This window comes from Streptomyces diastatochromogenes (assembly GCF_002242805.1).
GTDB lineage: Bacteria > Actinomycetota > Actinomycetes > Streptomycetales > Streptomycetaceae > Streptomyces > Streptomyces diastatochromogenes.
The window spans coordinates 136,767-148,738 of sequence record NZ_MCGQ01000031.1; the positions used below are offsets into that span (position 1 = coordinate 136,767).

At 71.5% G+C, this 11,972-nt stretch carries 6 protein-coding genes and 1 pseudogene; 3 read left to right on the forward strand and 4 right to left on the reverse strand.

Going from position 1 to position 11,972, the window contains the following annotated elements:
* Positions 1-8: 8 nt before the first annotated feature.
* Both BEK98_RS32180 and BEK98_RS32185 read right to left on the reverse strand, forming a co-directional pair.
* Positions 9-1,124, reverse strand: coding sequence for an ADP-ribosylglycohydrolase family protein (locus tag BEK98_RS32180; protein ID WP_094220252.1), 1,116 nt, complete (start codon positions 1,122-1,124; stop codon positions 9-11).
* A gap of 392 nt (positions 1,125-1,516) precedes the next feature.
* A pseudogene (locus tag BEK98_RS32185) lies at positions 1,517-2,539 on the reverse strand (ADP-ribosylglycohydrolase family protein); the annotation flags it as partial.
* A gap of 251 nt (positions 2,540-2,790) precedes the next feature.
* Here BEK98_RS32185 and BEK98_RS32190 point away from each other — a divergent pair.
* The 3 genes from BEK98_RS32190 to BEK98_RS32200 all read left to right on the forward strand — a co-directional run bounded on the left by BEK98_RS32190 (position 2,791) and on the right by BEK98_RS32200 (position 9,974).
* Positions 2,791-3,522 (forward strand): VIT1/CCC1 transporter family protein, encoded by a 732-nt coding sequence (locus BEK98_RS32190; protein WP_094220253.1) that lies wholly within the window; start codon positions 2,791-2,793, stop codon positions 3,520-3,522.
* 403 nt (positions 3,523-3,925) lie between these two features.
* Positions 3,926-8,518: a glutamate synthase large subunit gene (gene gltB / locus BEK98_RS32195; RefSeq protein WP_208643297.1), complete on the forward strand. Its 4,593-nt coding sequence runs from the start codon at positions 3,926-3,928 to the stop codon at positions 8,516-8,518.
* Positions 8,511-9,974, forward strand: a complete 1,464-nt coding sequence (locus tag BEK98_RS32200) for a glutamate synthase subunit beta (RefSeq protein ID WP_094220255.1) — start codon at positions 8,511-8,513, stop codon at positions 9,972-9,974. Before gltB ends, BEK98_RS32200 begins: the two co-directional genes overlap by 8 nt.
* 119 nt (positions 9,975-10,093) lie before the next feature.
* On the opposite strand, the gene BEK98_RS32205 is transcribed toward BEK98_RS32200, so the two are convergent.
* Together BEK98_RS32205 and wecB are read right to left on the reverse strand one after the other, a co-directional pair.
* Positions 10,094-10,801: a LamG domain-containing protein gene (locus tag BEK98_RS32205; RefSeq protein ID WP_244202083.1), complete on the reverse strand. Its 708-nt coding sequence runs from the start codon at positions 10,799-10,801 to the stop codon at positions 10,094-10,096.
* Complete coding sequence (gene wecB / locus BEK98_RS32210; RefSeq protein ID WP_094220256.1) at positions 10,798-11,961, reverse strand: non-hydrolyzing UDP-N-acetylglucosamine 2-epimerase; 1,164 nt, start codon at positions 11,959-11,961, stop codon at positions 10,798-10,800. Before wecB ends, BEK98_RS32205 begins: the two co-directional genes overlap by 4 nt.
* Between the last annotated feature and the right edge of the window lie 11 nt (positions 11,962-11,972).

An 11,972-nucleotide genomic window follows, 5' to 3' on the forward strand; every position in this document is an offset into this window, starting at 1 on the left:
GCCCCGAATCATCCTCCTGGTCGGGCCCGTTGTGCGGCTTCCAGGAGTCCGGCGAGTTCCACCAGGTCGGTGCCGGTGAGGCGGGGCAGGGCGCAGCCGGACAGCGTGCGGCAGGCGTCCCGCCAGCTCGCCGGGACGGCTGCGCCGCCGCCCAGGGCGCCGGTGAGCGCGCCCGCGAGGGCGGGGGCGGAGTCGGCGACCCGGGACAGACAGGCGGCGGCGGGGACGGCCTCGGCGAGCCGGCCCCGGGCGGCCGTGGCGAGGGCCAGGGCCACGGGGACGGTCTCGGCGGCGGCGATGCCGTAGCTGTAGACGTGGTCGACGATCTGGTGTTCCAGGAGGGGGACCAGGGCGAACGCCGACTCGCTGTCCTCGGCCAGGGCGAGGGCGTGGCGGGTGTTGCGGCCGATCTCCGTCGCCGCGGGGAGTTCGGCGACCGCGGCCGCCACGCAGGTGTCCGGGTCCGTACCGGTGAGGGCGAGTGCGAGGGCCGCCGCCATCGCGCGGGCGCCGTGCACGCCGTCGCCGTCCTGGGTGTAGCGGGCGTCGAACTCGGCGAGATCGGCGGCGCGTTGGGGGTCGCCCGGGTGGGCCACCGCGAGGACGCAGGCGCGGACGCAGGCGGCGTCGTCGAAGTAGTGCGGGTTGTCGTGGCCGGTGGCGGGCGGGCGCAGGCCGGCGGCGAGGTTGCCGAGGCCGGCGCGGACGGAGATGCGGGCGCGCAGGGGCAGTACGGCGGACTCGATCTCGGGGGCGCGGTCCGCTGCCGCGGCGACTTCGGAGGCTACGGCGGTCCAGGTGAGGTCGATGGCGGCGCGCATACGGCGTTCCCGGCTGAGGTCGCCGAGTACGTCGTCGTCGCCGGCCCGCAGAACCGCTTCCGCGGCGAACGCGGCCCACTCGGCGTCATCGGAGGGGCCTAGGCGGAGCGGTTCCGGGGGCTGGTTGAGCGCGATCGGTACGGGGAGGGTGGTGGTGGCGTTCTGCTCGGCGAAGGTGTCCAGTTCGCGGGTCAGGCGGCGGGTCCACTCGGGCATCCTGGCGGCGCGGTGCCGGGCGGCGGGCCAGCCGGCGGCGTCGCCTGCGGCCAGGCCCAGCAGGAGTCCTTCGATACGGCGCGTCATGACACCGGCTCGCTGTCCTGCTGCCCGGAGTTACCCGCACCGACCAGGGGGCTCCGCCCCCTGGACCCCCGGACCTTCGCCCACCCACCACCCGACTCGGTTGGCTGACATGTGGCTGGGCGGGGTGTGGGGGGTTCGGTCGGGTGAGGAGTGGTTGGGCGGGGTGTGGAGGGTTCGGTCGGGTGAGGAGTGGTTGGGCGGGGTGTGGAGGGTTCGGTCGGGTGAGGAGTGGCCGGGCGGGGTGTGGAGGGTTCGGTCGGGTGAGGAGTGGCCGGGAAGGGTGTGGAGGGTTCGGTCGGCCGAGAAGTGGCCGGGCGGGGTGTGGGGGGCTCCGTCGGCTGTGAAGTGGTCGGGCCGAGCCACCGTGCGTCCTCCGGTAGAAAGTCCGGCCGTACCACCCCCGCCCCCCACTTCCCGCCTTCCTCCGGCACCAGTAGCTCTGCCACGTCCAGGATGTGGTGGCCGGCCATGGAGGGCAGGCAGCGGCCGCGGGCCGGGCCGATGGCCGAGGCCCAGTCCGGGGGGATCGCCGAGATGCCCTGGGTCGCGCCCGACAGGGCGCCGGCCACCGCCGCTGTCGTGTCCGCGTCGCGGCCCATGTTGACCGCCGTGAGGACCGCCTCCCGGAAGTCGCCGTCGGCCGCCGCGTACGCGCCGAAGGCGAGGGCGACGGCCTCGGGGGCCAGGTCGGTCCAGGGGTAACCGCCGATGACCACCGCGGAGCGGACCGCGCGTTCGCCGCGGTGGGCCACGGTCACCGCGCGCCGCAGCGAGCGGGCCGTCCAGGAGTCCTCCGGCACGACGGCGAGCGCCGAGGCGATCACCACGGCGGGCGAGGCGCCCGCCATCGCCGCCGCCACTCCCGCCGCGACCGCCTGGCCGCCGTAGATGCCCTCGCCCTCATGGCTGACCAGGCCGTCGATCGCCACCAGGCGGGCCGCTTCGGCGGGTCGGCCCGCCGCGAAGACGCCGAAGGGTGCCGCCCGCATCGCCAGCCCGTCGCTCCAGGCGTGCCGGTGCTGGGCGGAGATGGGGGCCGCGAGGCCACGGCGGAGGTTCTCCAGCGTGCCCCGCTCGCTGAAGCCCGCGCCGCGGAAGGGGCCCTCGGCCCGGTCGGCGATCCACTCGTGCCAGGCGGCCTCGACATGGGCGGGGGTGAGTGCCGAGCCGTGCCGGGCCAGCAGCAGGCCCGAGAAGATCGCGTACTCGGTGTCGTCGGTGCCGGACGGCGTCTCGGTGACGTACCCCGTGATGCGGCCCCAGCGGGCGCGGATCTCGGAGGGCTTCAGGTTCTCCGCGGGCGCTCCGAGTGCGTCTCCGACGGCCAGGCCGAGCAGGGCGCCGCGGGCCCGTTCGCGGAGTCCGGCAGCGTCTCCGGGCGCCGCGGCCGGGGGAGTGCAGGCGATCGATGCCATGGGCGGCCTCTCCTTCGCGGGACCTTTGCGGATGTCTCCCACGGGAGGGGTGCGGGTGAGCCTCGGCGGCCGCCGTGTCACCCGGTCGGCATCTGAGCAGTCATGATCACGGATGAGCGTTCGGCGGTAAAACCGCAGGTTAGCCGAGCCTTTCCTTGCTGGCGGCGATGAAATTATCGGCGTAGGTTCGGGGTTGTCGAAAAGTAGAACTCATCCAAAGTTAGCTTTGGCTAATCTTCCTGGGGGACCGCATGGCCATCATCGAAACCGAGGCGGCGCTGCACGAGGCGCACCGTGACAACCACACGCACCGGGATGTGAACGGCGGTTGGCTGCGTCCCGCCGTCTTCGGCGCCATGGACGGCCTGGTCTCCAACCTCGCCCTGATGACCGGCGTGGCCGGCGGTTCCGTCAGCCATCAGACGATCGTCATCACCGGGCTCGCCGGCCTCGCCGCCGGCGCCTTCTCCATGGCGGCCGGCGAGTACACCTCCGTCGCCTCGCAGCGCGAACTCGTCGAGGCCGAACTCGACGTCGAGCGGCGGGAACTGCGCAAGCACCCGCAGGACGAGGAGGACGAGCTGGCGGCGCTCTACGTGGCCCGCGGAGTCGAGCCGGAGCTGGCCCGTGAGGTCGCCCGGCAGCTGTCCGAGGATCCCGAGCAGGCACTGGAGATCCACGCCCGCGAGGAGCTGGGCATCGACCCCGGCGATCTGCCGTCGCCGCTGGTCGCGGCCGTGTCGTCGTTCGGGTCCTTCGCGCTTGGCGCGCTGCTGCCCGTCCTGCCGTTCCTGCTGGGCGCGACCGCCCTCTGGCCGGCCGTGCTCCTCGCGCTCGCCGGGCTCTTCGGCTGCGGTGCCGTGGTGGCCAAGGTGACCGCGCGGAGCTGGTGGTACAGCGGCCTCAGGCAGCTCGCGCTGGGCGGTGCGGCGGCCGGTGTGACGTACGCCCTGGGCAGCCTGTTCGGAACGGCCGTAGGATAGCTCGACCGCTACCTATGCGATGGGCCGCATAAGTAGCCGTTACTTGCTGGTTTCGAATGCTTAACCAGCGGGCATGAGCCGTAAGCGCTGTGGGCAATGACGCCTGCGGCGCACTCGCGGGAGGAGTGAAGACGCTCCCCCCGGCCCCCTCGGGCCGACGGACGCCGATCTGATCGATCTTGTCCCGCTCGGTCCCCCCATACTTTCCGCCGCTCGTGTGCGGCGCTGCCGTGACCCTGCGGCACCTGCCGCAAACCCGGGCGGCGTCCGCATGTTGGAACGGAGTATCCGGTTCCCGAGAACCGCTCCATCATGTAACCTGCACGAAATTTTGCACTCCGCAGAGGGCCAACGTCGTCCCTCGGCACTTGCCACATGCCACATGACGACGACGGGAGAGCCGATGCGTACGCCGCGCCAGCCGTCCCAGCATTCCGCGAATGGCCAGAACTGGTCGTTCATGGATGCTCGCCCTGCTGCGCAGGGTATGTACGACCCCCGCAACGAGCACGACGCCTGTGGCGTCGGATTCGTGGCCACCCTCACCGGTGAGGCGAGCCATGCGCTGGTCGAGCAGGCGCTGACTGTTCTGCGCAACCTCGAGCACCGCGGCGCCACCGGCTCGGAGCCCGACTCCGGCGACGGCGCGGGCATCCTCTCCCAGGTGCCGGACGCCTTCTTCCGTGAGGTGGCCGGATTCGACCTTCCCGCGGCGGGCTCGTATGCCGTAGGCATCGCCTTCCTGCCGACGGACGGGACCCAGGACGCCATCTCGAAGATCGAGACGATCGCGGCCGACGAGGGCCTGACCGTCCTCGGCTGGCGCGAGGTCCCCGTCGCGCCGGAACTGCTGGGCGCCACCGCCCGGTCCACCATGCCGGCCTTCCGGCAGGTCTTCGTCACCGACGGCGCCAGCGAGGGCATCGCGCTGGACCGCAAGGCCTTCGTGCTGCGCAAGCGCGCCGAGCGGGAGGTCGGTGTCTACTTCCCGTCCCTCTCCGCCCGCACGATCGTCTACAAGGGCATGCTGACCACCGGCCAGCTGGAGCCCTTCTTCCCGGACCTGTCCGACCGCCGCTTCGCCTCGGCCATCGCGCTCGTCCACTCGCGCTTCTCCACGAACACCTTCCCGTCGTGGCCGCTCGCGCACCCCTACCGCTTCGTCGCCCACAACGGTGAGATCAACACCGTCAAGGGCAACCGCAACTGGATGCGCGCCCGCGAGTCGCAGCTGGTCTCCGACCTGTTCGGCAACGGCGACCTCGAGCGCGTCTTCCCGGTGTGTACGCCGGACGCCTCCGACTCGGCCTCCTTCGACGAGGTGCTCGAGCTGCTCCACCTCGGCGGCCGCTCGCTCCCGCACTCCGTGCTGATGATGATCCCGGAGGCGTGGGAGAACCACGACTCCATGGAGCCGGCCCGGCGCGCGTTCTACCAGTTCCACTCCACGATGATGGAGCCCTGGGACGGCCCCGCCTGCGTCACCTTCACCGACGGCACCCAGGTCGGCGCCGTGCTCGACCGCAACGGTCTGCGCCCCGGCCGCTACTGGGTCACCGACGAAGGCCTCGTCGTCCTCGGCTCCGAGGTCGGCGTCCTCGACATCGACCCGGCCAAGGTCGTCCGCAAGGGCCGGCTGCAGCCCGGCAAGATGTTCCTCGTCGACACCGTCGAGCACCGCATCATCGAGGACGACGAGATCAAGGCGCAGCTCGCCGCCGAGGCTCCCTACGCCGAGTGGCTGGAGGCCGGCGAGATCGAGCTGGGCGACCTGCCCGAGCGCGAGCACATCGTCCACACCCACGCCTCGGTCACCCGCCGCCAGCAGACCTTCGGCTACACCGAGGAGGAGCTGCGCGTCATCCTGGCGCCGATGGCCAAGGCCGGCGCCGAGCCGATCGGCTCCATGGGCACCGACTCGCCGATCGCCGCCCTCTCCGAGCGCCCCCGGCTGCTCTTCGACTACTTCACCCAGCTGTTCGCGCAGGTCACCAACCCGCCGCTGGACGCGATCCGTGAAGAGCTGGTCACCTCCCTGCGCTCCTCGCTGGGCCCCGAGGGCAACCTGCTGGACCCGACCGCCGCGTCCTGCCGTACGGTCACCCTGCCCTTCCCGGTGATCGACAACGACGAGCTGGCCAAGCTCATCCACATCAACGCCGACGGCGACATGCCCGGCTTCAAGGCCGCGACGCTCTCCGGCCTGTACCGGGTCTCCGGCGGCGGTGACTCCCTCGCCGCGCGCATAGACGAGATCTGCGCCGAGGCCGACGCGGCCATCGAGAACGGCGCCCGGCTGATCGTCCTCTCGGACCGGCACTCGGACGCCGAGCACGCGCCGATCCCGTCGCTGCTGCTCACCGCGGCCGTCCACCACCACCTCATCCGCACCAAGCAGCGCACCCACGTGGGCCTGCTGGTCGAGGCCGGCGACGTCCGCGAGGTCCACCACGTCGCGCTGCTCATCGGCTTCGGCGCCGCGGCCGTGAACCCGTACCTGGCGATGGAGTCCGTCGAGGACCTGGTCCGCGCGGGCACCTTCCTGTCGGACATCGAGTCCGAGAAGGCCATCCGCAACCTGATCTACGCCCTCGGCAAGGGCGTCCTGAAGGTCATGTCCAAGATGGGCATCTCGACCGTCGCCTCCTACCGCGGCGCGCAGGTCTTCGAGGCCGTCGGCCTGGACGACACCTTCGTCGAGAAGTACTTCAACGGCACCGCCACCAAGATCGGCGGCGTCGGCATCGACGTCATCGCCAAGGAGGTCGCCGCCCGCCACGCCAAGGCCTACCCGGCCTCCGGCATCGCCCCGGCGCACCGCGCGCTGGAGATCGGCGGCGAGTACCAGTGGCGCCGCGAGGGCGAGCCGCACCTGTTCGACCCGGAGACGGTCTTCCGCCTCCAGCACTCCGCGCGCTCCGGCCGCTACGACATCTTCAAGAAGTACACCGAGCGGGTGAACGAGCAGTCCGAGCGCCTGATGACGCTGCGCGGTCTGTTCGGCTTCACGTCGGACCGCCCGTCGATCTCCATCGACGAGGTCGAGCCGGCCGGCGAGATCGTCAAGCGGTTCTCGACCGGCGCGATGTCGTACGGCTCCATCTCCAAGGAGGCGCACGAGACCCTCGCCATCGCCATGAACCAGCTGGGCGGCAAGTCCAACACCGGTGAGGGCGGCGAGGACCCGGAGCGCCTGTACGACCCGGCGCGCCGGTCCAGCATCAAGCAGGTCGCCTCCGGCCGCTTCGGTGTGACCTCCGAGTACCTGGTCAACGCGGACGACATCCAGATCAAGATGGCGCAGGGCGCCAAGCCCGGCGAGGGCGGCCAGCTGCCCGGCCACAAGGTCTACCCGTGGGTCGCCAAGACGCGTCACTCGACGCCGGGCGTGGGCCTGATCTCCCCGCCGCCGCACCACGACATCTACTCCATCGAGGACCTGGCCCAGCTGATCCACGACCTCAAGAACGCCAACCCGGCGGCACGTATCCACGTGAAGCTGGTGTCGGAGGTCGGCGTCGGCACGGTCGCGGCCGGTGTGTCCAAGGCGCACGCGGACGTCGTCCTCATCTCGGGTCACGACGGCGGTACGGGTGCCTCCCCGCTGACCTCGCTGAAGCACGCGGGCGGTCCCTGGGAGCTGGGCCTGGCCGAGACGCAGCAGACGCTGCTGCTCAACGGCCTGCGCGACCGGATCGTGGTCCAGACGGACGGCCAGCTGAAGACCGGCCGTGACGTGGTCATCGCCGCGCTGCTGGGCGCCGAGGAGTTCGGTTTCGCGACCGCTCCGCTCGTCGTCTCCGGCTGCATCATGATGCGCGTCTGCCACCTGGACACCTGCCCGGTCGGCATCGCCACCCAGAACCCGACGCTGCGCGACCGCTTCGCCGGCAAGGCCGAGTACGTGGTGAACTTCTTCCAGTTCATCGCCGAGGAGGTCCGCGAGATCCTCGCCGAGCTGGGCTTCCGCTCCATCGAGGAGGCCGTCGGCCACGCCGAGGCGCTCGACGTCACCCGTGCCGTCGACCACTGGAAGGCGCAGGGCCTGGACCTGGAGCCGCTGTTCCACGTTCCGTCGCTGCCCGAGGGCGCGGTGCGCCACCAGATCGTCGAGCAGGACCACGGCCTGGAGAAGGCCCTGGACAACGAGCTGATCAAGCTGGCCGCGGACGCGCTCGCCGCCTCGGACGCCACCGAGGCCCAGCCGGTGCGCGCCCAGGTCGCCATCCGCAACATCAACCGCACGGTCGGCACCATGCTCGGCCACGAGGTGACGAAGAAGTTCGGCGGCGCGGGCCTGCCCGACGACACCATCGACATCACCTTCACCGGCTCCGCCGGCCAGTCCTTCGGCGCGTTCCTGCCGCGCGGTGTCACGCTGCGCCTGGAGGGCGACGCCAACGACTACGTCGGCAAGGGCCTCTCCGGCGGTCGCGTCGTCGTCCGCCCGGACCGCGCGGCCGACCACCTCGCCGAGTACTCGACCATCGCGGGCAACACCATCGCCTACGGCGCCACCGGCGGCGAGCTGTTCCTGCGCGGCCGTACCGGTGAGCGGTTCTGCGTCCGCAACTCCGGCGCGCTGGTCGTCTCCGAGGGCGTGGGCGACCACGGCTGCGAGTACATGACCGGCGGTCACGCGGTCGTCCTCGGCCCGACCGGCCGCAACTTCGCGGCGGGCATGTCCGGCGGTGTCGCGTACGTCATCGACCTCGACCGGGACAACGTCAACGTCGGCAACGCCGGCGCCGTCGAGGCGCTGGACGACACGGACAAGCAGTGGCTGCACGGCGTGGTGCGCCGCCACGCCGAGGAGTCCGGCTCGACGGTCGCCGAGAAGCTGCTGGCCGACTGGGACGCGGCCGCGGAGCGGTTCAGCAAGATCATCCCCAGCACGTACAAGGCAGTGCTCGCCGCCAAGGACGCCGCCGAGCGAGCCGGTCTCACCGAGACCGAGATCACCGAGAAGATGATGGAGGCGGCGATCAATGGCTGACCCGAAGGGCTTCCTGAACCACGGCCGTGAGGTCGCCAAGACCCGCCCCGTCACCGAGCGCGTCAAGGACTGGAACGAGGTCTACGTCCCCGGCTCCCTGCTGCCGATCATCAGCAAGCAGGCCAGCCGGTGCATGGACTGCGGCATCCCGTTCTGCCACAACGGCTGTCCGCTGGGGAACCTGATCCCCGAGTGGAACGACTACGCCTACCGCGAGGACTGGGCGGCCGCCTCCGAGCGCCTGCACGCGACCAACAACTTCCCGGAGTTCACCGGTCGCCTCTGCCCGGCCCCCTGTGAGTCGGCGTGTGTGCTCGGCATCAACCAGCAGCCGGTCACCATCAAGAACGTCGAGGTCTCGATCATCGACAAGGCGTGGGAGACCGGGGACGTCGCCCCGCAGATCCCCGAGCGCCTGTCCGGCAAGACGGTCGCGGTCATCGGCTCGGGCCCGGCGGGTCTCGCCGCCGCCCAGCAGCTGACCCGGGCCGGCCACACGGTCGCCGTCTACGAGCGCGCGGACCGCATCGGAGGCCTCCTCCGGTACGGCATCCCCGAGTTCAAGATGGAGAAGCGGCACATCAACCGCCGTATCGAGCAGATGCGCGCGGAGGGCACCCGCTTCCGCACCGGCATCGAGATCGGCCGGGACCTGAAGGCGACGGACCTGAAGAAGCGGTACGACGCGATCGTGATCGCCGCCGGCGCCACGACCGCCCGTGACCTGCCGGTGCCGGGCCGCGAGCTCAAGGGCATCTACCAGGCGATGGAGTTCCTGCCGCTGGCCAACAAGGTGCAGGAGGGCGACTACGTCACCGCGCCGATCTCGGCCGAGGGCAAGCACGTCGTCGTCATCGGCGGTGGCGACACCGGCGCCGACTGCGTGGGCACCGCCCACCGCCAGGGCGCGGCCTCCGTCACCCAGCTGGAGATCATGCCCCGCCCGAACGACGAGCGGCACCCGACCAGCCAGCCCTGGCCGACCTTCCCGATGCTCTACAAGGTCACCTCGGCGCACGAAGAGGGCGGCGAGCGGGTCTACTCCGTCTCGACCACCCACTTCGAGGGCGACGAGGACGGCAACGTGCAGTGGCTGCACCTGTCCGAGGTCGAGTTCGTCGACGGCAAGCTGACCCCGAAGCCGGGCACCGAGCGCAAGATCCCGGCCCAGCTGGTCACCCTCGCCATGGGCTTCACCGGAACCGACCGGGAGAACGGCGTGGTGGAGCAGTTCGGCCTGGCCCTCGACGAGCGCGGTAACATCGCCCGCGACGCCGACTTCCAGACCAACGTGCCGGGTGTGTTCGTCGCCGGTGACGCCGGCCGCGGCCAGTCCCTCATCGTGTGGGCGATCGCGGAGGGCCGCTCGGCCGCCCGCGGTGTCGACCGCCACCTGACCGGAGCCAGCGACCTGCCGGCCCCGATCCGCCCGACGGACCGCTCGCTGATGGTCTGACGGTTCATCACAAGAACGTCCCGTACAAAGGCGTACGGAACACTGGCGGCGCCTGCCCCACAGTCCCCGACCGGACGTGGGCAGGCGTCGCCGCCTTTTTCGGCGCGAGGCGCCGCCCTTCAGCGCGAACTCGCCTTCAGCCCCTCGAACTTCACGGTCGCGTCCTCGGTGTACGCCCCCACCCTGCCCGTGGTGTACGGCCGTTCGGTGTCGGTGAAGGTCACCAGGTGCTTTCCGCCCACCGCGACGGTGAGGCCCGCACCGTTCTGCTCCACCCGGACCGTGTACCAGGCGCCCACCGGGTAGACCGTCCGCCCGGTAGCCAGGAAGCGCTGGCCTCCCGGATAGGCAGGATCCCGCTTCCCCAGCTCCCAGCCGTTGGGCTTGAGGGTGATGTAGTAGAAGTGCTCCGGATCGGTGTACGCCCAGACCAGCCACGGGACCTCCCACGGGTTCGGGTCGGGATCGCGCAGCTGCCGCACCGTCCGCATCCGTGCCGTGTACCGCACGTCCGTGTACGAGGCGGTGCTCACCACCAGGCCCGCGTGTGTGGCGCCGGGGCCTTCCGCGGCCCTGGGGGAGAGCGACAGGGCGTCGTCGTCGCCCAGGTTGGTGCCGTGGCCGTTGAACACCGAGAGCCAGCGGCCGTGGATCGTGCCGTCGATCCACGGCTTGGGCGGCGGTGCGTCGCCCCGGCACTGGACCAGGACCACCGCCAGGAGCGCGGTCAGCGTGAACGCCAGTGCCAGGGTGGTGAGCAGGCGGCCCCTGCGCCCCCGCGGGATCGGCGGGATCCGGCGAACGATGCGCAGGGGCGTCTGGGTCATGCGGTCGAGTATGGCCCGGAAGCGGTGAGGCCGACGGGCACTTCCGCGGCGAAGTCCTCGGCCAGTTGGGCCAGTACGCGGCCGGCGGCCAGGCCGTCCCCGAACGGGTTGCCCGCGGCCGCCATCCGCCGGTACTCCACCGGATCGTCCAGCAGCCGCTCGGCCCAGGTCACGATGGCGTCCGGGTCCGTGCCGATCAGCCGGGCCGCGCCCGCCTCGACCGCCTCCGGGCGTTCGGTGGTCGTGCGCAGCACCAGCGTGGGCTTGCTCAGGCTCGGGGCCTCCTCCTGGATGCCGCCGGAGTCGGTGAGCACCAGGTCGCACGCGGCCAGCGTGGCCGCGAAGTCCAGGTAGCCGAGCGGTTCGACGAGCGAGATGCCGGCGTGGCCGTCGAGTTCGGGCAGCAGTGCGTCCCGTACGGCGGGGCTCTTGTGCAGCGGCAGCACGATCTCCACGTCCCCGCGCCCGGCGAGCCGGGTGAGCGCACGGCCCATGCCGCGCATCCGCTCGCCCTGGTTCTCCCGGCGGTGCAGGGTCACCAGGACCCGCCGGGCGCCGGTGCGGAACGCGGAGGTGCCGGTGCCCTCGGTCAGCACCCACAGCAGGTTGTCGATGACGGTGTTGCCGGTGGTGAACACCTGCTCCGCCGGGACGCCCTCGCCGGTGAGCTGCCGTGCCGCGCGCGGGGTCGGGGCGAAGTGCCAGCGGGCGATGCGTCCGATGAGGCTGCGGTTCAGCTCCTCCGGGAACGGGTTGTCGATGACTCCGGTGCGCAGCCCCGCCTCGACGTGGGCGACCGGGATCTTCTCGTAGAAGGCGGCCAGGGCGCCGGCCAGCGCGGTCGTGGTGTCCCCCTGCACCACGACCAGGTCGGGCCGCTGCTCCCGCACGACCTCGCCGAGTTCGCCGACCAGGCGGGCGGTCAGCTCGGACAGCTGCTGCCGGCTGCGCATCACGTCGAGCGCGATCCGTACGTCGACGCAGAGCAGGCCGAGCATCTGGTGGAGCATCTCGCGGTGCTGGCCGGTGGTGACGACGATCGGCTCGAACTGCTCGCTGTCGGCCATGGCCCGTGCCACCGGCGCCAGTTTGATCGCTTCCGGCCGGGTGCCCAGCACGAGCATGGCGCGTACGGGCAGGGTGGACGGAGGTGTGGACATGGAAGCCCCCC